This is a genomic window from Pseudomonas frederiksbergensis (genome assembly GCF_017114915.1).
In the GTDB taxonomy this organism is placed as follows: Bacteria; Pseudomonadota; Gammaproteobacteria; order Pseudomonadales; family Pseudomonadaceae; genus Aquipseudomonas; species Aquipseudomonas frederiksbergensis_I.
Genome location: NZ_JAAUOE010000016.1, coordinates 94,312 through 116,275 on the forward strand (window position 1 = coordinate 94,312; position 21,964 = coordinate 116,275).

A 21,964-nucleotide genomic window follows, 5' to 3' on the forward strand; every position below is an offset into this window, starting at 1 on the left:
GATGGCGTTACATAGTTATAGCGTCGCGCAATGACGGTGGCGTTCAAACAAAGTTCACCTCGTCCAGATACACCGGCCCTTTGTTCGCAAAAGGATCGGACGGTATCGAAAAGCGTATTTCGACCTCCTCCACTCCAGGTAACAATTCGCCGCTGTAAGTGATCGTATTTGAGGAGGGGGTGATCCCTGCCGTGCTGAAGTCATGTTGAACCGGTACACCGCTGGCATCGAATCCCGTGACAATAAACAGCACGAAAGCGTGGGTCAGCGGGTCGGGTGGTCCTTGGTGTTCGATGGATTGCGGGGCGATGGCAGTGAAACTCAAGGTGAATGTTCCGGGCTTGGCTTTGATTCGGGTAAACAATAATTGGCCGGTGCTCCTGCCACCCACCAGTCGCGCTTTGTAACTGCCATTGAAGAAAACTACGGTGGCCGGTGTGTTGAAAGCTTGCACCGTCCAACCAGTGAAATCGCCGGTTTCAAAATTACCGTTGGGTATGGGCATTCAGGTGTCCTTGTGCTCGAGGTGAGCGTGTAATCAAATCCCTTGATGGATGCCTTGCCTACTGTCAGATCTGACAGTAACGATAGACGGTCGACTATTCGGCAGGCCTGTCGCAATGACCATTCGGCAATCTTCATCAAACTGTCACGTAACTGTGGCAGCGCGCTTGAACAAACTTCATCAGACTCGCGCTCTACTGGAGTTCTGCGTTTCGGTGTTTTTCATGCGTGTACTTTTTCTGTTGGCCGCGTTGTTGTTTGGCCTGCCGTCGTTGGCGGCGTCTCGTTGCGATGTCAATGTTCCGACCGAACACGTCGATCTGGCGCAGGTGAGCCTGGCGTACCAGAGCATTGGCCGTCCCTCGGATCCGGCATTGTTGCTGGTGATGGGCCTGGGCGGGCAGTTGATTCATTGGCCCGATGAGGTGGTGGTCGCGCTGTGTCAGCAAGGCTTTCGGGTGATCCGCTATGACAATCGCGATGTCGGTCTGTCAACGTGGCGGCAAGCGCCGGCCGAGGCCAACCTGACTTTTGAGGTGCTGCGCTACAAACTGGGTTTGTCGGTGGCGGCGCCCTACAGCCTGACCGACATGGCCGACGATGCGCTTGGGCTGATGGATGCCTTGCACGTCGAGCAATTTCACGTGCTGGGCGCCAGCATGGGCGGGATGATCGCCCAGCATCTGGCGGCCATGGCGCCGCAGCGTGTCGAGAGCCTGACGTTGTTGATGACCAGTTCGGGGGCCGAAGGTTTGCCGGCGCCGAGTGCGGCGCTGGTGCAGTTACTGTCGCGACGCGGCGCGCCGAATCGCGCAGTGGCGCTGGAGCAACAGGCCGATTTGCTGGCGGCACTGGGCAGCCCGGTGGTCAGCGATGACCGGCAGGCGCTGCTGCAACAGGCGGCGCAATCCTATGACCGTGCGTTCAACCCCGAGGGCGTGAAGCGCCAGATCATGGCGATCCTCGCCGAACCCAGCCGCGTGGCGCTGCTCAACCAGTTGCGAGTGCCGACGCTGGTGGTTCACGGCACCGCCGATCCATTGTTGCCGGTGATGCACGGCGTGCACCTGGCGGCGCATATCCGTGGCAGTCAATTGAAGCTGATTCCGGGGTTGGCCCATCGTTTTCAGGAGGCGTTCAAGGCGCCGTTGCTGGCGGCGGTGTTGCCGTACTTGCGCGATCATCGTGAAGACACCTCGCATTGGGCGCAGATCGATCCGGTGGCTGAACACAATCTGCTGTAACACCTCGATCCAGTGTCGATCGTTCCCACGCTCTGCGTGGGAACGCCTCTAGGGACGCTCCGCGTCCAGTGACGCGGAGCGTCACGGGCTGCATTCCCACGCAGAGCGTGGGAACGATCGGTTACAGAAGATCGCGGTTAGCCGTGCAGGCGAACCCAAACACTGACCAGCACGGTCGCTGCCATCAACCACGCCACCGCCGCCACGGCCAGAGAAGCCTCCAGCCGCATCCGGTCGACCATCACATACAAGGTCGCCAGGTAAACGAAGTACGGAATGATCGACCACATGCCAAACACGATGGTGGTCTTCAGATCGTCCAGCGAACGCCCCTTGCCGACGATGTAGTGAGCGATCAGCGCAAAGGTCGGAAACAGCGGCACCAGGCCTGCGATGTAATAGTTTTTGGTCTTGGCCAGCATGGCGAGAATCACCACCACCGCCGCGCCCAGGGTGGCTTTGAAAATCAGGTCCATCAGTGGCTCAGCCCGTACTTCTTCACTTTGTCGAACAGCGTGGTCTTGGCCATCCCCAGTTCCTGGCTGGCCAGGGTCAGGTTGCCGCCGCTGCGTTGCAAGGCGTCGCTGAGCAGGTTGCGTTCGAAGGCTTCCACCGCTTCGGCGAAGGCCAGGCCCTGGTTGCTGCCGCTAGGGCCGGATTTTTTGAACGCCGGCAAGCCGAGGGCGAAGCGTTCGGCGACGTTGCGCAATTCGCGCACGTTGCCCGGCCAGTCGTGGCTCATCAGGGTCGACAAGGTCTGGTTGTCCAGTTCCGGCGCGGTGCGGTCGAAGCGCAGGGATGACTGCTGCAAAAAATGCTCGAACAATTGCAGGATGTCTTCGCGGCGTTCGCGCAGTGGCGGTAGTTCCAGAGTGACCACGTTCAGGCGGTAATACAGGTCGCTGCGAAACTCGCCGGCCTTGCTCGACTCATCCAGATCGGACTTGGTTGCGGCGATCACCCGGCAATCCACCGCGACGCTCTGGTTCGAACCGAGGCGTTCGAGGGTGCGTTCCTGCAATACCCGCAGCAGTTTGATCTGCAACGGCAGCGGCATGCTTTCCACTTCGTCGAGGAATAGCGTGCCGCCATCGGCGTGTTCGATCTTGCCGATCCGCCGCTTGCCGGCACCGGTGAAGGCGTTGGCTTCGTGGCCGAAGATTTCGCTTTCGAACAGGTTCTCCGGCAGGCCACCGCAGTTCAGCGCGACGAACTGTTTGCTGTGCCGGCGGCTGAAGTCGTGCAGGCAGCGGGCAACCAGTTCCTTGCCGGTGCCGGTTTCGCCTTCGATCAATACGTTGGCCGAGGTGTCGGCGACGTTGGCGATCAGTTCCCGCAGGTTCTGCATGGCCGGCGAGCGACCGATGATCCGGCCTTCGAGGGAATCGCGCTCGAACAGTTGTCGACGCAGCGACGAGACTTCCCGCGCCAGGCTGCGTTGTTCCAGCGCGCGGCGGGCGACGTCCACCAGACGTTCGGGGGAGAAGGGTTTCTCCATGAAATCGTAGGCGCCTTTCTGCATCGCGCCGACGGCCATGGAGATGTCGCCGTGGCCGGTAATCAGCACCACCGGCAGGCTGCGATCGCGGGCCTTGAGCCGGGTCAGCAGTTCCAGGCCATCGATGCCCGGCAGGCGGATGTCACTGATGACGATGCCGGCGAAGTTGTCGCCGACCCGCTCCAGCGCTTCTTCGGCGCTGCCCACGCCGATGCAGGGAATGTCTTCCAGGGTCAGCGCCTGTTGGCAACCGAGCAGCACATGGGGGTCGTCTTCGACGATCAGCACACTAAGGTCGTTGTTCATATTGGCTCGGCGGGAGTGGGGCTTACCAACGGTAAACTGAGGACGAAGGTGGTACCACCGCTGGCCGGGTGTTCGACACCCAGATGCCCGCCCGTGGCGGCGGCCAGACTCGCCGACAGGGTCAGGCCGAGGCCCAGGCCCTGTTCGCCGGGCTTGGTGGTGAAGAACGGTTCGAACAGGTGCTTGCGCGCTTCGGCATCGATGCCGTGGCCGTTGTCGCGCACCCGCAGGCGATACTTGCCGTCGAATTCCTCGCCTTCGAGCCACAGCGTCGGCAGGGGCTGCGACTGCATGGCGTCGAGCGCGTTGCCGATCAGGTTGACCAGGATCTGCTCCAGGCGGGTCTGGTCGATCTGCACCTGCACGTCGGCGAAATCACGCTGCAATTGCAGGTGCGCGCTTTCCATCCGACTGCCCAGCAGTTGCAGGGCGGCGTCCACGGCATTGCCGAGGCTGGCCTGGCCCTTGTCATCGCCGCGCCGGGCGAAGGAACGCAGGCTGGCGGTAATCCGGCCCATGCGGTCGATCAGTTCATTGATGGTCTTGAGGTTGGTGCTGGCCACATCCAGCTGACCGCGTTCCAGAAAACGCACAGTGTTGCCGGACAAGGTCCGCAAGGCTGCCAGCGGTTGGTTCAATTCGTGGGCAATGCTGGTGGACATCTGGCCGATGGCGGCCAGTTTACCGGCCTGGACCAGTTCATCCTGGGCGCGGCGCAAGGTTTCTTCAGCCTGCCGGCGCTCACGAATCTGTCCCTTGAGCCGTTCGTTGCTGGCGCGCAGGTCGGTGGTGCGTTCGGTAATCCGACGCTCCAGTTGATTGTTGGCTTCCTGCAAGGCTTCCCGCGCCGCCAGGCGGGTGGCGATCACCTTGCGCCGCTCGTTCCAGGCGATCAGCAGAAACGCCACCAGGGCAAACGCCACCGCCACCAGAATCCCCTGATTGACCGCTTCACGCCGCAGGTCTTGCAGGGGCGTGAGCAGGGTGAAATTCCATGGCGTATCGCTCAGCGGTCGGGTTTGTGACAGGTAGCTGATGTTCTCTTCATCGGACACCAGTTCGCTGTTGGCGGGGAAGGTCAGTTTTTCCTCGCCTTCGGCCAGTTTTTCCCGCGCCAGCGGTTGCAGTTCATTCAGTGGAAACCAGTAGTACTGGAGGCTGCGAGCCAGGCGTTCCTTGGTGTCGTCGCTCAACGGCAGCACCGACTTGAGCCGCCGCGCCGGATCGCTGGAGAGAATGATGATGCCGTTCTCGTCGCTGACGAAGGCTTCCAGGCGCGCGCGCTGCCAGCGTTCTTCCATGGCTTCGAGGCGAACCTTGACCACTGCGACACCGATGATCTTGCCGTGTTCTTCCAGGCCATGAGCCAGGTAATAGCCGGGTTCGCCGCTGGTGCTGCCGATGCCGTAGAAACGTCCCGGCTGACCGCGCACGGCGTTCTGGAAGTAGGCGCGGAAGGACAGGTCTTCGCCCAGATAGCTGTCGACATCGCGCCAGTTGCTGGTAGCCAGTACGCGGCCGGTGGTGTCCATCACATAAATGGCCCGACTGCGGCTGCGCCGGTTCAGGCCTTCGAGGTATTCGTTGACCGTCTGCCGGTATTCCGGCGACGGGTCGGCCAACAGCCTGGAAACACTCGATTCGAGTTCAAGGAGGCTGGGCAGGTAGGTGTATTTGCTGATCTCGCTCTCGACGGCGCGGGCGTGCAGTTCCAGCTGACGCTGGCCGTTCTCGCTGAGGCTGCGAATGCCGTAGTGTTCACTGACCCAGAAGCCGATGTAACCCAATCCGATCATCAGGGCGATGATCAGTGGCGGCAGGAACAGATGGCGAATCAAACGGGGTTTCACGGCGAGTGATGGCGGCGCGGCGCGATAGAGGGTGGAGTCGCATTTCATCACAGATGCCTTGGGTCAACCACAACACAATATCCATATTCCCACGGACCCTGTGGGAGCTGGCTTGCCTGCGATAGCGGACTGCCAGTCGACATCATCGTTGACTGGCAGGCCCTCATCGCGGGCAAGCCCGCTCCCAAAGGGGAGCGGTGTCTTCCTTCTTAGTGCTGCAGAATCTTCTCGAGGAAATGCTGCGCACGTTCGGAGCGGGCGTTGATGTCGCCGAAGAACTCTTCTTTCTTGCAGTCTTCGATGATCTTGCCCTGGTCCATGAAAATCACCCGGTCCGCGACCTTGCGGGCGAAGCCCATTTCGTGGGTCACGCACATCATGGTCATGCCTTCGTGGGCCAGTTGCACCATCACGTCGAGCACTTCGTTGACCATTTCCGGGTCCAGTGCCGAGGTCGGTTCGTCGAACAGCATGACGATCGGGTCCATCGCCAGCGCACGGGCAATCGCCACACGCTGTTGCTGACCACCGGAAAGCTGGCCCGGGTGCTTATGCGCATGGGCAGACAGCCCGACGCGCTCAAGCAGTTGCAGGCCTTTCTTGGTGGCTTCTTCCTTGCTGCGGCCCAACACCTTGATCTGCGCGATGGTCAGGTTTTCGGTGATGGTCAGGTGCGGGAACAGTTCGAAATGCTGGAACACCATGCCCACCCGCGAACGCAGTTTCGGCAGGTTGGTCTTCGGGTCGGCGAGGGAGGTGCCGTCGACCACGATGTCACCTTTCTGGAACGGTTCCAGGGCGTTGACGCACTTGATCAGGGTGGATTTGCCGGAGCCGGACGGCCCGCACACCACGATCACTTCGCCTTTTTTGACCTCGGTGCTGCAATCAGTCAGTACCTGGAAGTCCCCATACCACTTGTTGACGTTCTTGATAGAGATCATACGGCGAACCTTTTTTGCAGACGCTTGACCAGCTGCGAGGCGGCAAAGCTGATGATGAAGTACGTGAGACCTGCGAAGATCAGGAACTCATTGGAGCGGCCGATGATGTCGCCACTGGCACGCGAGGCATTGAGGAAGTCCACCAGACCGACCGCGTAGACCAGCGAGGTGTCCTGAAACAGGATGATGCTCTGTTGCAACAGCAGCGGGGTCATCTTGCGGAACGCTTGCGGCAGGATGATCAACCGCATCATCTGGCCATACGTCATGCCCAGGGCCTGGGCAGCGCCCATCTGGCCCTTGGGAATCGACTGCACGCCGGCCCGGACGATTTCGCAGAAGTACGCCGCTTCGAACATCATGAACGCCACGATGCACGAGGCGAACGCGCCGATCGGGGTGTCTTCGCCGGTGATCCAGCGCAGCACGAACGGCACCGCCAGGTAGAACCAGGTGATGACCAGCAGCAGCGGGATCGAGCGGAAGTAGTTAACGTAGGCGCCGGCAATGTTCGACAGCAGTTTGCTGTGGGACAGACGCATCAGCGCCAGGACCGTGCCGAGGATGATCCCGCCGCTCACGCCCAGGGCCATCAGCTTGAGGGTCATGACCATGCCGTTCCACAAGCCCGGCAGGGACGGAATGATGCCCGAGAAGTCGAATTCCATCATTTACCCCCTACGGAAATCAGGCCCGGTACGGCGACTTTCTTCTCGACCGCGCGCATCAGCAGCATCAGGCTCATGTTCAGGGTGAAGTAGATCAGCGTTGCCAGGGTGAAGGCTTCGAACAGGTTGGCGGAGAACTCGGCGGTCTGTTTGGTCTGCGCGAGCAGCTCCATCAGGCCGATCAGCGACGCGACGGAGGAGTTCTTGAACACGTTCAGGAATTCCGAGGTCAGCGGCGGAATGATGATCCGGTAAGCCTGGGGCAGCAGCACGTTCCAGTAGATCTGCGGCAGGTTGAAACCCATGGCGCGAGCAGCGGACTCCTGGCCGCGGGGCAACGCCTGGATACCGGTGCGCACTTGTTCGCAAACCCGAGCGGTGGTGAACAGGCCCAGGCACACAACGACGCTGAGGAACGCCGAGGTGGTCGGGTTGAGGTCCTGTTTGTACCACTCTTGCAGGTCCGCAGGCAGCAGATCGGGCACCAGGAAGTACCAGATGAACAGCTGAACCAGCAGCGGCACGTTACGGAAGAGCTCGACGTAGCAGGTCGCGATGCCCGATACGATACGATTTGGCACCGTACGCATGACGCCCAGAATCGAGCCCAGTATCAGGGCGATGATCCAGGCGGCGACGGCGATGGCGATGGTCCAGCCCAAGCCGGAGAGGAACCAGTCGAAATAGATTTCGCTGCCCACGCCGGTGGACTTGAAGAACACGCCCCAGTCCCAGTTGTAATTCATTAGGGTCTCCCCTCGGATTCGATCGATGTACAAGTGCCCGCCTGGGGAAGTTCCGTTCCCGCCCAACCATGAGTCGGGCACACGCGAACGGCTCGACAGCCACCGGTTCGAGTGTTTCCAGAAATGCCAGCAGGGAGTGACAACCCCCTGAAAGGGCAAAGGCCTTTTCAGGGGATAAGGTTAGTCAGAAATCAGGATTTCTTTTCGTCAGCCGCTTTGTCGGTCGGATTGGCGATCAGGGTCTTGAGCTCGTCGCTCATCGGGAAGTTCAGGTTCAGGCCTTTTGGCGGGATTGGCTGCATGAACCATTTTTCGTAGATCTTGTTGATCTCGCCCGACGCATAGGTCGCCTTGATGGCGTCGTCCACTGCCTTCTTGAACGGTGCGTCGCCCTTGCGGACCATGCAACCGTAGATTTCGAAGGATTGTGGTGTACCGGTAACTTCCCAATCACTCGCCTTTTTGGCCTTGGCTGCTTCGCCGGCCAGCAGGGCGTCATCCATCATGAACGCAACGGCACGACCGGTTTCCAGCATCTGGAAGGACTCGCCATGGTCTTTGGCGGAGATGACGTTCATGCCCATCTGCTTGTCGGCGTTCATCGACTTGAGGATGCGCTCGGACGTGGTACCGGCGGTGGTCACGACGTTCTTGCCAGCCAGGTCCGGGAAATCCTTGTACTTGGAGTCTTTCTTGGATAGCAGACGGGTGCCGATTTCGAAGATACCGACGGAGAAATCAACCTGTTGCTGACGCTCGACGTTGTTGGTGGTGGAGCCGCACTCGACGTCCACTGTGCCGTTCTGCACCAGCGGGATACGGGTTTGCGAGGTCACCAGGTTGTATTTGACCTGGAGGTCGGGCATGTCCAGGTCTTTCTTGATGGCTTCGACGATTTTCAGCTGGATATCGTGGGAGTAGCCAACCGGTTTGCCGGAAGCGTCCGCGATGTAGGAAAACGGAATGGACGCGTCACGATGCCCGAGGGTGATGGTGCCGGACTCTTTGATCTTCTTCAGTGTGCCGGTGAGTTCGGCGGCGAAAACTGGCGTGCTAATCAGAGCGGCAGCAATGGCTGCGCCCAGGATATGGGGAACGATGCGCATCAAATTTTCCTCGACATTGTTTTTTTTATGGAGCCAGTTCAACGGCCTTTTTTGCTGCTTCGAATGCGTGACGGCGCCTGAAGGGGGCGCCCAACCAACATTCGTCCGAGAGTGTAGAGCATGACTCGTGCCAGGCTAGGCGATATAGTTCAAGTGATTGATTTATAAGGTTATTAAGTATTTTTGGCGCATTTTTTCACGATCAGTAATCCGGTTATCCGAATCGACCGACAGGTCGCGTTCGGAAAACCGAATGAATGACTCCCTCAACCTGTAGGAGCGAGGCTTGCCCGCGAATGGATCACCGCGGTCTGCCTGGAGCACCGCGTTATCGTTCTTCGCGGGCAAGCCTCGCTCCTACAGTTTTGCGGGTTATGAAAAAGCCCCTGAATCGTGAGATTCAGGGGCTTTGCTTCAACCGGATTGCCGATCAGGCCGCTTCGATCTTGCTGCGGTTCTGTTCGACCTTGTTCAGGTAGTCCTTGAGCTTTTGCTGTTCCGCCGGGGTGGTGAACAGTCCAAGCTTGCTGCGGCGCCACAGGATGTCATCAGCGGTGGTCGCCCATTCTTCGCTGCACAGGTAATCGACTTCGCGGGTGTAAAGTCCGCCGCCGATGTGTTCGCCCAGGTCTCTGAGGTTTTCCACGCCTTCGAGCATGCGCCAGGTGCGGCTACCGTAGGTGGTGGCCCAGCGACGGGCGATTTCGGTGGGCAGCCAGTCGAACTGGTCGCGGATGCGCGAGCTCAAGGCCTGTGGAGTGGTCATGCCTTCGCCGCCGGGCAGGGTGGCGCTGGCGGTCCAGCTTGGCTTGATGTGCGTGAAGTACGGTGCCAGTTGCGCCAGCGCCGATTCGGCCAGTTTACGGTAGGTCGTCAGTTTGCCGCCGAACACCGACAGCAGCGGCGCTTCCTCGGCGCTGCCGGACAATGCCAGGGTGTAGTCGCGGGTGACGGCCGACGGGTTGTCGGATTCGTCGTTACACAACGGACGAACGCCGGAATAGCTGTGCAGGATATCGTCGCGGCTGAGTTGCTTCTTGAAGTGGGTGTTGACCACTTTGAGCAGGTAATCGGTTTCGCCTTCGGTGATTTTCACTTTCGCCGGGTCACCGGTGTATTCGCGGTCGGTGGTGCCGATCAGGGTGAAGTGGTTCAGGTACGGGATGGTGAACACGATGCGCTGATCTTCGTTTTGCAGAATGTGCGCGTGTTCGCCTTCGTACAATTTCGGCACGATCAGGTGGCTGCCCTGGATCAGGCGGATGCCGTACGGCGATTCCATCTTCAGGTCGTCACGGATGAACTGGGCGACCCATGGGCCGGCTGCGTTTACCAGTGCCTTGGCGCGGATCGAAAACAGGCTGCCATCGGCGCGCTCCAGGTGCAGGTCCCACAGGCCTTTGGTGCGACGGGCACTGACGCAGCGGGTTTGCGTATGAATGTGGGCGCCTTTTTCACGGGCGGCCATGGCGTTCAGCACAACGAGGCGCGCGTCATCGACCCAGCAATCGGAGTATTCGAAGCCTTTGGTGATTTCGCTTTTCAGTGCGCTGTCCGGGCCGAACTTCAGGCTTTTCGAGCCTTCGAGTTTTTCCCGCTTGCCGAGGTGGTCATAAAGGAACAGGCCGGCGCGGATCATCCAGGCCGGACGCAGGTGTGGGCGGTGCGGCAGCACGAAGCGCATCTGTTTGACGATATGCGGCGCCTTGGCCAGCAACACTTCGCGCTCGGCCAGGGCTTCGCGTACCAGGCGGAATTCATAATGTTCGAGGTAACGCAGGCCACCGTGGATCAACTTGCTGCTGGCCGACGAGGTGTGGCTGGCCAGGTCATCTTTTTCGCAAAGGAATACTGAGAGACCGCGACCGGCAGCATCCGCTGCGATCCCCACGCCATTGATCCCACCACCGATGACGGCGATATCGTAGACCTCGGCGAGAGGGGGCGTAGGCAAGGTAGAAGTGGGCATCGGCTGGCCTCGGGCTTTTTTAGTTTCTATATTTGAATTCGAACATTAATGTTCATTTGCGAAAATATTAGCCCATAAAGACGCGCGCAGCCAGTGAGCCTCGATTGAAAATACTGATCGAAGGGCCGTTAAAGGAAAATTTACGAACATTTAGATGCGCGGTTAGGGCGCAAGCGAGGACGACGCCAATCCTTGTAGGAGCCAGGCTTGCCGGCGAAGGCGTACTTAAGGCCGCTTTCGCCGGCAAGCCTGGCTCCTACAGGTCGTTTAAACGACCTCGAGTCGGATCTTGTGCTGGCTCAACAACTGCGCCAGGGCTGGCGAAGGTGGCTGATCGGTGACCAGGCAATCGATCAGGCTGATCGGCCCCAGGCGAATCATGGCGTTGCGCCCGAATTTGCTGGAGTCGGCCGCGAGAATCACCTGTCGGGCATTGGCGATGATCGCCTGGGACACCCGCACTTCCTGGTAATCGAAATCCAGCAGGCTGCCGTCTTCATCGATGCCGCTGATGCCGACCAGGGCGAAGTCGACCTTGAACTGGTTAATGAAGTCGACGCTGGCCTGACCGACCACGCCACCGTCACGCCGTACGTTGCCACCGGTCAGCAGGACGTCGAAGTCGTCCTTGGCGCTGAGCATCGAGGCCACATGCAGGTTGTTGGTGATGATCTTCAGATGGTTGTGGTTGAGCAGCGCCCGAGCGATGGATTCGGTGGTGGTGCCGATGTTGATGAACAGCGAGGCGTGATCGGGAATCTGTGCGGCAATGGCTTCGCCGATACGCTGCTTCTCATCGCGCATCTGATCGGCGCGCATGGCGTAGGCGGTGTTTTCGACGCTCGAATCATAAGCTGCGCCGCCGTGGTAACGACGCAGCAGGTTCACTTCCGCCAATTGATTGATATCGCGGCGGATGGTTTGCGGTGTAACGACGAACAGCTGAGCCATTTCCTCGATGCTGACATAGCCGCGTTCGCGGACCAGTTCGAGGATTTGCTGCTGACGGGGAGGCAGATTCATGGGGCTTCCTTTGGGCTGCCGTGCAAAATTTGCCCATGATGCCGCAGGAATCCGCTCCCTACCAGTTACAACCGGATACGAGTCCCGGCCTTGGCTTATTCAACGCCTTCGTGCGGTTCCCAATCGCGAGTGCGGCTGACGGCTTTTTTCCAGCCGGCGTAGAGTTTTTCCTTCGCGGTTTCATCCAGCGTCGGTTCGAATTCGCGCTCGATCACGGCCTTGCCGCGCAACTCGTCCAGGCTGCCCCAGAAGCCGCAGGCCAGACCCGCCAGGTAAGCGGCGCCCAGTGCGGTGGTTTCGCGCATTTTCGGACGCTCGACCTGAGTGCCGAGAATGTCGGCCTGGAACTGCATCAGGAAGTTGTTCGCCACCGCGCCGCCGTCCACGCGCAGGGCCTTCAGGCGCTCGCCGGAGTCCTGCTGCATGGCGTCCAGAACATCGCGGGTCTGGTAGGCAATCGACTCAAGCGCCGCACGAATGATGTGATCCACGCGCACGCCGCGAGTCAGGCCGAACAGCGCGCCACGGGCGTACGGGTCCCAGTACGGAGCACCCAGACCGGTGAAGGCCGGCACCAGATACACGCCGTTGCTGTCCTTGACCTTGTTGGCGAAGTATTCGGTGTCGTGGGCATCGTTGATGATCTTCAGTTCGTCACGCAACCACTGCACGGTGGAGCCACCGTTGAACACCGCGCCTTCCAGCGCATAGGCCACTTCGCCGCGCGGGCCGCAAGCAATGGTGGTGAGCATGCCGTGTTTGGACTTCACGGCTTTGTCGCCGGTGTTCATCAACAGGAAGCAGCCGGTGCCGTAGGTGTTTTTCGCCTGGCCTGGCTCGACGCACATCTGGCCGAACAGGGCCGCCTGCTGGTCACCGGCGATACCGCCGATGGCAATGCCGCTTTTGGTATGGCCGTAGATTTCGGACGACGATTTAACTTCCGGCAGCATCTCGCGCGGGATGTCGAGAATCTCCAGCATCTTCGCGTCCCACTCCAGCGTGTGGATGTTGAAGAGCATGGTGCGCGAGGCGTTGGTGTAATCGGTGACGTGTACCTTGCCGCCGGTAAATTTCCAGATCAGCCAACTGTCGACTGTACCGAACAGCAGTTCACCCTTGCGCGCCCGCTCACGGCTGCCTTCGACGTTGTCGAGGATCCACTTGAGCTTGGTGCCGGAGAAGTACGGGTCGGTGACCAGGCCCGTGGTGTCGCTGATGTATTGCTCGTGGCCATCGCGTTTGAGTTGCTGGCAGATTTCGGTGCTGCGGCGGCACTGCCAGACAATCGCGTTGTAGATCGGGCGGCCGGTGGTCTTGTCCCAGACCACGGTGGTTTCGCGCTGGTTGGTGATACCGATGGCCGCGACCTGGTCGTGATGCAGGCCGGCTTGCGCCAGGGCCTCGACCATCACGGCGCTTTGGGTGGCGAAGATTTCCATCGGGTCATGTTCGACCCAGCCGGCTTGCGGGTAATGCTGTGCGAATTCACGCTGGGCGGTGCAGACCACATTCGCGTCGCGGTCGAAAATGATCGCGCGGGAGCTGGTCGTACCCTGATCGAGGGCAATGATGTAGTTCTTATTCTGAATGTCGGTCATGTCGATTGCCTTGGACGAAATAAGGAAGTGAAGTCAGGCGCGGGACCAAAATGGGCAGGATCACGCGCCAACGGTTTCAAGACGTTCTTGGTTTGCCGTCAATGGCCAGTGCTGTGTCCTTTGTAGCAGGTAAGGCGCTGGGCAGATGACGGGCAATCAGCCCGCGATAAGCTGCAGCACCGAGGCAGGCACCGACAATCGGCGCAAAAACCGGAATCAGGAAGTACGGGATATCGCGTCCGCCAGTGAAGGAAATTTCACCCCAGCCTGCGAAGAAAGTCATCAGTTTAGGACCGAAGTCGCGGGCCGGGTTCATTGCGAAACCGGTCAGCGGGCCCATCGAGCTGCCGATCACGGCGATCAGCAAGCCGATCAACAGAGGTGCCATCGGCCCCCTGGGCAGGCCATTGTTGTCGTCGGTCAGCGACATGATCACGCCCATCAGGATGGCGGTGATGATCACTTCAACCAGAAAGGCCTGGGCCGTGGACAGGGCAGGGTTGGCAAAGGTGGAGAACACCGAGGCCAATTCAAGGCTTGCCTCGGTGCCACGAACCATTTGGTGAGTTTGTTCGAAATCGAAGAATAAGTTGCTGTACAGCGTGTAAACCAGCAGTGCCCCGCAGAAGGCGCCGGCCACTTGGGAGAATATATAGACGGGCAGTTTGCGCTTATCGAAGTCAGCGAAAATGCTCAGCGCAATACTCACCGCAGGGTTGAGGTGCGCGCCGGAAACGCCGGCGGTGAGGTAGATCGCCATGCTGACGCCAACCCCCCAGATGATGCTGATTTCCCACAGCCCGAAGCTGGCACCCGCTACCTTGAGCGCGGCAACGCAGCCGGTACCGAAAAAAATCAGCAGTGCAGTACCCAGAAACTCGGCCATGCATTGGCTCGAGAGCGACGGTTGTTGTAAAGCAGTTGTCATTGAAAACCTCGTTTTTGTTGTTGTCTGGCGCTTTTCCATCCTGGTCAAAGCGCGATTTTCACCGAGGTAGGATCCCCATCCTGTGCTCGGCTTACTGCCAGGTGCTACGGTGAGATGAGCGTGGTGTATTCAGATTCGAAAAAATATAGACAAGAAACGCTGATGTCAAAGGTCGAAAGTGAACTGTCAGTCACATTTAAACTATTAGTTCTATGAATGATCACATCGTTCATCTGGCGAGACGCGCGTGGGCGAACGACCGAAAGCCCGGCCAGGCCTTTGAAATAGCGCCGCAATAGAGCCTTTTATCGATCAATGACCTAGAATCCTGCGCAGTATTTTTCTTCTGCCGCCAAGTCTGGAGCTGCCATGACCCCCGCATTGGATTTGTTGAAAAAAGTTCGTGCCGAACATCGCGTGCACAGTTATGAACATGATCCGAAGGCAGCGTCCTATGGTCTGGAGGCTGCGGAAAAACTGGGCCTGGATCCCGCGCAGGTGTTCAAGACGTTGCTGGCAGCCAGCGAGAAGGGGGAGTTGTTGGTGGCGGTGGTACCGGTCGTCGGAAGTCTGGACTTGAAGGCGCTGGCCCAGGCGGCCGGGGTGAAAAAAGTCGAAATGGCCGATCCGGCGGCTGCGCAGCGTTCGACGGGGTATCTGTTGGGCGGCATCAGTCCGCTCGGGCAGAAAAAGCGCCTGCGTACTTTTATCGATCATTCGGCCCAGCCTTTTTCCAGCATTTTCGTCAGCGCCGGACGGCGCGGTCTGGAGGTCGAACTGGCGCCCGCCGTACTGGCCGAGCACACCCAGGCGAAATTCGCCGAGATCGGTCGCGTCTGATGGGAAGGCAGGCTGGCGCTGTATGGTGAAAATTGATTCGTTCTGTCACTGGTGAAGCATTGTCCACAGCTCCATGCTCGGCGACCTGGAAAAAGGAAAAGTTCATGGAGCTTGAGTTTCATCAGGTCGATGCGTTCAGTGATCGGCCGTTCAGTGGCAACCCGGCAATGGTGTACCGGCTCGAGAGCTGGCTCGACGATGAGTTGATGCAAAAAATCGCCGCCGAACACAACCTCGCCGAAACCGCATTTGTGGTGCGTGAGGGTTCGGTCTGGCACATTCGCTGGTTTACTCCGACCACTGAAGTCCCGTTATGCGGTCATGCGACCCTGGCCAGCGCCTATGTGCTGTTTGAACGCTATAAAGAGCCGGCCGAACGATTGGACTTCATCTGCAAGTCCGGCCCGCTGAGTGTCAGCCGCGAGGGCGAGCGCTTATGGCTGGATTTTCCGGCAATCGTGCCGTCGGAGGTGGACAGGCCCCTGGATATCGAGCGCGTCTTGGGGGTGAAGGCGGTCGATGTGCTGGGTTCGAACGAATTGTTCGTGGTGCTGGAGTCCGAGCAAGCGGTGCTCGATTGTCAGCCGGACATGGTTGCGCTGGCGAAACTGCCATGGCTGGGCGCCATCGTGACAGCCAGGGGCAACAAGCATGACTTTGTGTCGCGCTACTTTGCCCCGGCGATTGGCATCAACGAAGACCCGGTGACCGGTTCAACCCATTGCCTCCTGATCCCGTACTGGTCGAAACGCTTGAGCAAGTCGAGTCTGACGGCTTATCAGTGTTCGGCGCGGGGCGGGGAGTTGTTTTGTCAGCTGGAAGGGGATCGGGTGAGTATCGGCGGGAATGCGACATTGGTTGCGAGCGGCAAACTATTGCTCGGATGATTTTTTGTAGGCGCGAGGCTTGCCCGCGAAGGCGTAGTGTCAGTCGACATCATCATTGACTGACATGACGCCTTCGCGGGCAAGCCTCGCTCCTACACAGATTCAGGCTTCAGCTAGCGGTGCTGTGGCGCCGAACACCGGACTCGACCGGCGGAATCTGCGCCGCTGTGCTACCGGACGCCTGGAACAGCACCAGGTGTTCCGCCGCCACCCGGATGCCTACTTCGGCACCGACCAGATGATCGGCATGACTCGGGAAAATCGACTCCAGCTGTGCGCCCGTAGGCAACTGCAGGCGGTACAGGGTTGATGCCCCCTGGAAGCTCTTGCCGACGATCTGCGCCTTCAATGGGCTGGCTGGCGCGTAGACGATATCGTCCGGACGCAGCAACACATCCACTGCTCCCCCGATCGGCCACGTGTAGGCACGATTGCCGCGCAATTCGCCCAACTCGGTCTGCACCGACTCCGGGCTGCTCAACTGACCGCGAATGAAGTAACCCTGGCCAATGAAGCTGGCCACGAATGGCGTCAGCGGTTCGTGATAGAGGTTGTAGGGCGTATCCCACTGTTCCAGCCGACCTTCCTTGAAAACGCCGACATGGTCGCTGACCGCGAAGGCTTCTTCCTGATCGTGGGTCACCAGAATCGCACTGGTGCCGCGAGCCTTGAGAATATCGCGCACTTCATGACTGAGCTTGCGTCGCAGCTCGCCGTCGAGGTTGGAGAACGGTTCGTCGAGCAACAACAGTTGCGGTTCCGGCGCCAGGGCGCGGGCCAATGCGACACGCTGCTGCTGGCCGCCGGACAGCTCATGGGGGAAACGCTTGCCGAGGCTTTTCAGGTTGACCAGTTCCAGCAATTCTTCGGTGACGCGATCCTTTTGCGGGTGCTTGCGGATCCCGAAGGCGATGTTTTCGGCCACGCTCAAATGCGGAAACAACGCGTAATCCTGGAACACCATGCCGATCCGGCGTTTCTCCGGGGCGAGGGTGAAGCCGGCGCTGGAGATGGTCTCGCCCGCCAGCTGGATTTCACCTTCGTGCACCGGTTCGAAACCGGCAATCGCCCGCAAGGTGGTGGTTTTGCCGCAGCCCGAAGACCCCAGCAGGCAACCGATATCGCCGGCATTCAAATGCAGGTTGAGGTTCTGCACAACCCGCTGGTTTTGATAACCACAGGCCAGGTTGCGCAGGTTCAGCAGTAATGGCGGGCTCATGCGTGGTGGTACGAAGGTGGGACGAGAAATTCGAGCAAGGCCTTTTGCGCGTGAAGACGGTTTTCGGCTTGATCCCAGGCCACCGAGCGCGGATCGTCGAGCAGGTCGAGGCTGATTTCCTCGCCACGGTGGGCCGGCAGGCAATGCATGAACAGCACGTCCGGCGCGGCCAGATCGAGCAGCGCCCGGTTGACCTGGAACGGTGCGAACAGCTTCAGGCGCTTGGCGGTTTCCTCTTCCTGGCCCATGGAGGTCCAGACGTCGGTGCTTACCAGATGCGCGCCGCGTACGGCTTCCTGCGGATCGCGGACGATGCTCACACGATCGCCGGCCTTGGCCACGAATTCAGGGTTGGGTTCGTAACCTTCCGGGCAGGCGATGCGCAACTGGAAGTCGAACTGGATCGCCGCTTCTATATAGCTGTTGCACATGTTGTTGCCGTCGCCGATCCAGGCCACGGTCTTGCCTTGAATCGAGCCGCGGTGTTCGAGGAAGGTTTGCATGTCGGCCAGCAACTGGCACGGGTGCAGGTCATCGGACAGGCCGTTGATCACCGGCACGCGGGAGTTGGCGGCGAATTCGGTCAGGGTGCTATGGGCAAAGGTCCGGATCATCACCGCATCGAGCATGCTCGACATGACGATGGCGCAATCGCCGATCGGCTCGCCACGGCCCAGTTGGGTGTCGCGTGGCGACAGAAAGATCGCCTGGCCACCGAGCTGGATCATGCCGGCTTCGAACGAAATACGGGTACGGGTCGAGGATTTCTCGAAAATCATCCCCAGGACGCGGTTTTTCAAAGGCTCGAACAGTACGCCGCGGTTACGCAGGTCCTTGAGCTCAACGCCTCGACGGATCACGCTGACCAACTCTTCGGGCGTGCAATCCATCAGGGAGAGAAAGTGCCTTGCGCTCATCATTGACTACCTTTTTGCAACAGACCGCAGATACTCAAAGCCTTGTTTAACTGAAAAACGGGCGAGACCTGCGGCGTAAGCCGCACGGGGCGACGAAATAGGGGAAGGCGCGATATTGACATTAAATGTCGCGTTTTTCCAATAGGCTACGGTGTGTAGGGGATTTCAGAGGGGCTACGGGGTGACCGCGGTAGCGCTTTTGAAGCCTGTGTCCTGACAGCCGCTGACCATTTGTACACTGGGCCCGCCGGGGTTGGCAATCCAGCGGGGCGCGGGCGACCTGTTGGCGGTCGTTTTTCGACCTGTCATTCAAGCTGGCAATGTGTCTGGTCCGAAACATTTGCTAATGCAAAGTGCTGGGTTATAACTACTCAACGGTGACGCAGGAAAATCAGGAATGGAATCGAAAGAACAGCTGTTAATGGAGCTACTCGGCCTTACGGCACGCTCTCTGACCCACCTCACGGCTTCCATGACCTCGATGTCTTTCGAGTTGATGCGCAGTGAGGACGAAGTCACGAAGGCGGCTGGCCGGCGCATGATCGACCGCATGGCCACCATCAGCGCCGGGCTCGACGAGCATTGGCGGCTGATCGGCGAACTCACCGGCGTGCATGTCGCCCACGAGCAGATCGAAACCATCGAGGAAATCCAGCTGCAGGCACCGCCGAACTGACCCTCTTGCTGACATCCGCTGGCCTGATAGTCACCGATTCACGAGACGAACGTCGCTGGCGCGCTGGCGAGCCGCGCGCCATAGTTTTGTTCCCGCGGCCGACATTGCCCGCCCAGAACAAAACAGAGACTGGCCATGACCAAGACTCTCCATCACCGTGCGTGCCACCTGTGTGAAGCCATCTGCGGCCTGACCATCGAAACCACCGAGATCGAAGGCAGCGGCGTGCAGATCACCTCGATCAAGGGTGACCCTCAAGATACCTTCAGCCGCGGGCATATCTGCCCCAAAGCGGTTGCCCTGCAAGACATTCAGAACGATCCGGATCGCCTGCGTCAGCCGATGCAGCGGGTGGGCAGTGAATGGCAGCCCATCGAATGGGAAGACGCCTTTATTCTTATCGCTGAGCGTCTGGCGGCCATTCAGAAACGTCACGGGCAGAACGCGGTGGCGGTCTATCAGGGCAACCCCAGCGTGCACAACTACGGGCTGATGACCCACAGCAATTACTTCCTCGGCCTGTTGAAAACCCGCAACCGGTTTTCCGCGACGTCGGTCGACCAGTTGCCCCATCACCTGACCAGTCATTTGATGTACGGCCACGGCTTGCTGTTGCCGATCCCGGACATCGATCACACCGATTTCATGCTGATCCTAGGCGGCAATCCATTGGCCTCCAACGGCAGCATCATGACCGTGCCGGATGTAGAGAAGCGCCTCAAGGCGATTCAGGCCCGGGGCGGCAAAGTGGTGGTGGTTGACCCGCGTCGCAGCGAAACGGCGGCGATTGCCGATCAGCATCTGTTCGTGCGCCCCGGTGGCGACGCGGCGCTGTTGTTCGGGCTGCTCAATACCTTGTTCGCTGAAGGTTTGGTCCGCGACAGTCATTTGCCGGTCGATGGCCTGAATGAGGTGCGTGAGGCGATCGCAGGTTTCACCGCCGAGGCCATGAGCCCGTTGTGCGCGGTGCCGGCCGAACAGATTCGCCAACTGGCCCGGGATTTCGCCGCCGCGCCGACAGCGGTCTGCTACGGCCGCATGGGCGTGTCGACCCAGGCTTTCGGCACCCTGTGCCATTGGTTGGTGCAATTGATCAATCTGGTCACCGGCAACCTGGACCGGGTCGGCGGTGCGTTGTGCACCGAGCCGGCGGTGGACCTGGTGGCGTCCACTTCGGGCGGGCATTTCAATCTTTGGCAAAGTCGCGTGTCCGGGCGTCCCGAATACGGCGGCGAGTTGCCGGTGTCGGCGCTGGCCGAAGAGATGCTCACCGAAGGGGAGGGGCAGGTTCGTGCGCTGATCACCGTGGCGGGTAATCCGGTGCTGTCCACGCCCAATGGCCGACAGCTGGAGCAAGCGCTGGACGGACTGGAGTTCATGGTCAGCGTCGACCTGTATATCAATGAAACCACGCGTTATGCCGACCTGATCCTGCCGTCGACGTCGGCACTGGAAAATGACCATTACGACACCACCTTCAACATGTTCGCGGTGCGCAACGTCACCCGTTTCAATCGAGCGATTCTCGCCAAGCCCGAAGGCGCGCTGCATGACTGGGAGATCTTCGTGGGGCTGGCCAAGGCCTTTGCAGCGAAGACCGGCAAGGAACTGAAACCGACCATCGCGCCGGCGCAGATGATCGACCGAGGGCTGCGAATGGGCCTGTATGGCGATGCTTCAGAGCATAAGTTGTCGCTGGCGACTTTGTTCGATCACCCTCACGGTATCGATCTCGGCGCGCTCAAACCCAACCTGGCGCCACGCCTGAAGACGGCCAATCAGCGAGTCCAGGCAGCGCCGGTCGAGATCCTCGCCGACCTGGCTCGCTTCGCGACGCTGCAAGCACCGGCCGCCGATGAGTTGCTGATGATCGGCCGCCGCCATGTGCGCAGCAACAACTCATGGATGCACAATTATCACCGTCTGGTGAAGGGCAAGCCGCGCCATCAATTGCTGATGCACCCGGACGACCTGGCCAGCCGCTGGCTCAGTGATGGCCAGCGGGTACGTGTCAGTTCACGGGTCGGCGTGATCGAGGTTGAAGTGGTCGCCAGCCTGGATATGATGAAAGGTGTGGTCAGCCTGCCTCACGGTTGGGGCCATGCGCGACCGGGCGTGCAGATGACGATTGCCAGCGGCCAGCCAGGCTCCAGCGCCAATGACCTGACCGACGAATGTCAGCTCGATGAGTTGTCGGGCAATGCGGCGTTGAACGGCGTGCCGGTGACCGTAGTGGCGGCGTGAACATGTCTGTCGGGGAGGCCGAGCATGGCGCTCGGGTTTCCGTTACAATGCGCCACCGTGCCGACCACTGAGTCGGAAAGTTCAGCCGAGGTGCTCCATGGATATCATCGAAACGATTAAAGAGCAGATTGCCAACAACACCATTCTGCTTTACATGAAAGGCTCGCCGAATGCCCCACAGTGTGGCTTCTCCGCGAAAGCCGCTCAGGCCGTCATGGCCTGTGGTGAAAAATTTGCCTATGTGGATATCCTGCAGAACCCGGAAATCCGCGCCAACCTGCCAAAATACGCCAACTGGCCAACCTTCCCGCAACTGTGGGTGGCCGGTGAGCTGGTCGGTGGTAGCGACATCATGACTGAAATGTCTGCTGACGGTTCGTTGCAGGCACTGATCAAAGACGCCGCCGCAAAAGCCGCCGCTGCCAAGACCGAAGCCTGAGTAACGGCTCCCCCACAGGAGCTGCCGCAGGCTGCGATCTTTTGATCTTCAGCACACAAAAAGCCCCGCCTCTGTGAAGAGAGCGGNCAGCACACAAAAAGCCCCGCCTCTGTGAAGAGAGCGGGGCTTTTTAGTGGGCGCTGATTGGGATCCACTGAAGATCCCACAGGAATCTGCGGTGTCTGCACGTATGGAAAAGCCTTTACTTGCTTTCAGGCAGCTCTTCTTCAGATTCGGTCTTTGTTCGAGCAGGTCGCGGGCTTAGCACCTTCACGACGTCATCAATCACTGCCTTGGACATGGCCGTCAAATAATGCGCGGCCCAGGCGTGGCGGTCGGTGTCTTTTGCGTAGGC

General features: G+C 59.7%; 21 protein-coding genes. 6 read left to right on the top strand and 15 right to left on the bottom strand.

The genetic code is table 11. From position 1 onward, the window contains the following. Positions 1 to 43: 43 nt before the first annotated feature. Positions 44 to 505, bottom strand: coding sequence for a hypothetical protein (locus HCU66_RS14050; protein WP_205889056.1), 462 nt, complete (start codon positions 503 to 505; stop codon positions 44 to 46). Positions 506 to 728: 223 nt separating this feature from the next. Here HCU66_RS14050 and HCU66_RS14055 point away from each other — a divergent pair, with 223 nt between their 5' ends. Continuing rightward, positions 729 to 1,748: an alpha/beta fold hydrolase gene (locus HCU66_RS14055; RefSeq protein ID WP_205889057.1), complete on the top strand. Its 1,020-nt coding sequence runs from the start codon at positions 729 to 731 to the stop codon at positions 1,746 to 1,748. Between the two features lie 137 nt (positions 1,749 to 1,885). On the opposite strand, the gene HCU66_RS14060 is transcribed toward HCU66_RS14055, so the two are convergent. From HCU66_RS14060 to HCU66_RS14110, 11 genes are all read right to left on the bottom strand, one after another. Then, entirely contained in the window at positions 1,886 to 2,215 is a 330-nt protein-coding gene (locus HCU66_RS14060; RefSeq protein WP_176466865.1) for a GlpM family protein, read from the bottom strand. An 8-nt stretch (positions 2,216 to 2,223) separates the two neighbouring features. Then, a complete protein-coding gene (gene aauR, locus HCU66_RS14065) occupies positions 2,224 to 3,552 on the bottom strand; it encodes a two-component response regulator AauR (protein ID WP_205889058.1) in 1,329 nt (442 codons plus the stop codon). Continuing rightward, the gene (aauS, locus tag HCU66_RS14070) at positions 3,549 to 5,450 is read right to left on the bottom strand and encodes a two-component sensor histidine kinase AauS (RefSeq protein WP_205889059.1); all 1,902 of its coding nucleotides are present in this window, start codon (positions 5,448 to 5,450) and stop codon (positions 3,549 to 3,551) included. The genes aauR and aauS overlap by 4 nt, the downstream gene beginning before the upstream one ends. A 161-nt stretch (positions 5,451 to 5,611) precedes the next feature. Beyond that, on the bottom strand, positions 5,612 to 6,346 hold the full coding sequence (locus HCU66_RS14075; RefSeq protein ID WP_205889060.1) for an amino acid ABC transporter ATP-binding protein: 735 nt from the start codon (positions 6,344 to 6,346) through the stop codon (positions 5,612 to 5,614). Further along, on the bottom strand, positions 6,343 to 7,014 hold the full coding sequence (locus HCU66_RS14080; protein WP_205889061.1) for an amino acid ABC transporter permease: 672 nt from the start codon (positions 7,012 to 7,014) through the stop codon (positions 6,343 to 6,345). The genes HCU66_RS14075 and HCU66_RS14080 overlap by 4 nt, the downstream gene beginning before the upstream one ends. Further along, entirely contained in the window at positions 7,014 to 7,760 is a 747-nt protein-coding gene (locus tag HCU66_RS14085) for an amino acid ABC transporter permease (protein WP_205889062.1), read from the bottom strand. The genes HCU66_RS14080 and HCU66_RS14085 overlap by 1 nt, the downstream gene beginning before the upstream one ends. 191 nt (positions 7,761 to 7,951) lie before the next feature. Continuing rightward, positions 7,952 to 8,866 (bottom strand): glutamate/aspartate ABC transporter substrate-binding protein, encoded by a 915-nt coding sequence (locus tag HCU66_RS14090; RefSeq protein WP_205889063.1) that lies wholly within the window; start codon positions 8,864 to 8,866, stop codon positions 7,952 to 7,954. A gap of 430 nt (positions 8,867 to 9,296) precedes the next feature. Continuing rightward, entirely contained in the window at positions 9,297 to 10,835 is a 1,539-nt protein-coding gene (gene glpD / locus HCU66_RS14095; protein ID WP_205889064.1) for a glycerol-3-phosphate dehydrogenase, read from the bottom strand. A 267-nt stretch (positions 10,836 to 11,102) separates the two neighbouring features. Beyond that, complete coding sequence (locus HCU66_RS14100) at positions 11,103 to 11,858, bottom strand: DeoR/GlpR family transcriptional regulator (protein ID WP_095632280.1); 756 nt, start codon at positions 11,856 to 11,858, stop codon at positions 11,103 to 11,105. Between the two features lie 95 nt (positions 11,859 to 11,953). Then, entirely contained in the window at positions 11,954 to 13,459 is a 1,506-nt protein-coding gene (gene glpK / locus HCU66_RS14105) for a glycerol kinase GlpK (protein WP_205889065.1), read from the bottom strand. Between the two features lie 76 nt (positions 13,460 to 13,535). After that, on the bottom strand, positions 13,536 to 14,387 hold the full coding sequence (locus tag HCU66_RS14110) for an MIP/aquaporin family protein (RefSeq protein ID WP_205889075.1): 852 nt from the start codon (positions 14,385 to 14,387) through the stop codon (positions 13,536 to 13,538). Positions 14,388 to 14,756: 369 nt separating this feature from the next. Between HCU66_RS14110 and ybaK the strand changes: the two genes are divergently transcribed. Both ybaK and HCU66_RS14120 read left to right on the top strand, forming a co-directional pair. Continuing rightward, a complete protein-coding gene (gene ybaK, locus HCU66_RS14115; protein ID WP_205889066.1) occupies positions 14,757 to 15,227 on the top strand; it encodes a Cys-tRNA(Pro) deacylase in 471 nt (156 codons plus the stop codon). Positions 15,228 to 15,331: 104 nt separating this feature from the next. After that, positions 15,332 to 16,114, top strand: coding sequence for a PhzF family phenazine biosynthesis protein (locus HCU66_RS14120; protein ID WP_205889067.1), 783 nt, complete (start codon positions 15,332 to 15,334; stop codon positions 16,112 to 16,114). 109 nt (positions 16,115 to 16,223) lie between these two features. Here HCU66_RS14120 and HCU66_RS14125 read toward each other — a convergent pair whose 3' ends face one another. Beyond that, positions 16,224 to 17,333, bottom strand: coding sequence for an ABC transporter ATP-binding protein (locus HCU66_RS14125; RefSeq protein WP_205889068.1), 1,110 nt, complete (start codon positions 17,331 to 17,333; stop codon positions 16,224 to 16,226). After that, positions 17,330 to 18,250 carry an ornithine carbamoyltransferase gene (gene argF / locus HCU66_RS14130; RefSeq protein WP_205889069.1) on the bottom strand — a complete coding sequence of 307 codons (921 nt, stop codon included), beginning with the start codon at positions 18,248 to 18,250 and terminating at the stop codon, positions 17,330 to 17,332. Before argF ends, HCU66_RS14125 begins: the two co-directional genes overlap by 4 nt. A 397-nt stretch (positions 18,251 to 18,647) precedes the next feature. Here argF and HCU66_RS14135 point away from each other — a divergent pair, with 397 nt between their 5' ends. The 3 genes from HCU66_RS14135 (at position 18,648) to grxD (ending at position 21,609) form a co-directional block, all read left to right on the top strand. Continuing rightward, positions 18,648 to 18,926, top strand: coding sequence for a hypothetical protein (locus tag HCU66_RS14135; RefSeq protein WP_007938924.1), 279 nt, complete (start codon positions 18,648 to 18,650; stop codon positions 18,924 to 18,926). Between the two features lie 135 nt (positions 18,927 to 19,061). Continuing rightward, positions 19,062 to 21,170, top strand: a complete 2,109-nt coding sequence (locus HCU66_RS14140) for a molybdopterin oxidoreductase family protein (RefSeq protein WP_205889070.1) — start codon at positions 19,062 to 19,064, stop codon at positions 21,168 to 21,170. Between the two features lie 97 nt (positions 21,171 to 21,267). Next, complete coding sequence (gene grxD / locus HCU66_RS14145; RefSeq protein WP_007938922.1) at positions 21,268 to 21,609, top strand: Grx4 family monothiol glutaredoxin; 342 nt, start codon at positions 21,268 to 21,270, stop codon at positions 21,607 to 21,609. A gap of 202 nt (positions 21,610 to 21,811) precedes the next feature. On the opposite strand, the gene HCU66_RS14150 is transcribed toward grxD, so the two are convergent. Next, positions 21,812 to 21,964: DUF3077 domain-containing protein (locus HCU66_RS14150; protein WP_205889076.1), on the bottom strand; the 153-nt coding region annotated here is incomplete at its 5' end.

What these genes read in the sequence shown, in the direction of transcription:
- HCU66_RS14075 (WP_205889060.1), bottom strand. Translation starts at nt 6,346, where the DNA reads ATGATCTCTATCAAGAACGTCAACAAGTGGTATGGGGACTTCCAGGTA.
- HCU66_RS14090 (WP_205889063.1), bottom strand. Translation starts at nt 8,866, where the DNA reads ATGCGCATCGTTCCCCATATCCTGGGCGCAGCCATTGCTGCCGCTCTG.
- HCU66_RS14120 (WP_205889067.1), top strand. Translation starts at nt 15,332, where the DNA reads ATGGAGCTTGAGTTTCATCAGGTCGATGCGTTCAGTGATCGGCCGTTC.
- grxD (WP_007938922.1), top strand. Translation starts at nt 21,268, where the DNA reads ATGGATATCATCGAAACGATTAAAGAGCAGATTGCCAACAACACCATT.
- HCU66_RS14110 (WP_205889075.1), bottom strand. Translation starts at nt 14,387, where the DNA reads ATGACAACTGCTTTACAACAACCGTCGCTCTCGAGCCAATGCATGGCC.
- argF (WP_205889069.1), bottom strand. Translation starts at nt 18,250, where the DNA reads ATGAGCGCAAGGCACTTTCTCTCCCTGATGGATTGCACGCCCGAAGAG.
- HCU66_RS14140 (WP_205889070.1), top strand. Translation starts at nt 19,062, where the DNA reads ATGACCAAGACTCTCCATCACCGTGCGTGCCACCTGTGTGAAGCCATC.
- HCU66_RS14125 (WP_205889068.1), bottom strand. Translation starts at nt 17,333, where the DNA reads ATGAGCCCGCCATTACTGCTGAACCTGCGCAACCTGGCCTGTGGTTAT.
- aauS (WP_205889059.1), bottom strand. Translation starts at nt 5,450, where the DNA reads ATGAAATGCGACTCCACCCTCTATCGCGCCGCGCCGCCATCACTCGCC.
- aauR (WP_205889058.1), bottom strand. Translation starts at nt 3,552, where the DNA reads ATGAACAACGACCTTAGTGTGCTGATCGTCGAAGACGACCCCCATGTG.
- HCU66_RS14050 (WP_205889056.1), bottom strand. Translation starts at nt 505, where the DNA reads ATGCCCATACCCAACGGTAATTTTGAAACCGGCGATTTCACTGGTTGG.
- HCU66_RS14085 (WP_205889062.1), bottom strand. Translation starts at nt 7,760, where the DNA reads ATGAATTACAACTGGGACTGGGGCGTGTTCTTCAAGTCCACCGGCGTG.
- glpK (WP_205889065.1), bottom strand. Translation starts at nt 13,459, where the DNA reads ATGACCGACATTCAGAATAAGAACTACATCATTGCCCTCGATCAGGGT.
- ybaK (WP_205889066.1), top strand. Translation starts at nt 14,757, where the DNA reads ATGACCCCCGCATTGGATTTGTTGAAAAAAGTTCGTGCCGAACATCGC.
- HCU66_RS14055 (WP_205889057.1), top strand. Translation starts at nt 729, where the DNA reads ATGCGTGTACTTTTTCTGTTGGCCGCGTTGTTGTTTGGCCTGCCGTCG.
- HCU66_RS14100 (WP_095632280.1), bottom strand. Translation starts at nt 11,858, where the DNA reads ATGAATCTGCCTCCCCGTCAGCAGCAAATCCTCGAACTGGTCCGCGAA.
- glpD (WP_205889064.1), bottom strand. Translation starts at nt 10,835, where the DNA reads ATGCCCACTTCTACCTTGCCTACGCCCCCTCTCGCCGAGGTCTACGAT.
- HCU66_RS14135 (WP_007938924.1), top strand. Translation starts at nt 18,648, where the DNA reads ATGGAATCGAAAGAACAGCTGTTAATGGAGCTACTCGGCCTTACGGCA.
- HCU66_RS14080 (WP_205889061.1), bottom strand. Translation starts at nt 7,014, where the DNA reads ATGGAATTCGACTTCTCGGGCATCATTCCGTCCCTGCCGGGCTTGTGG.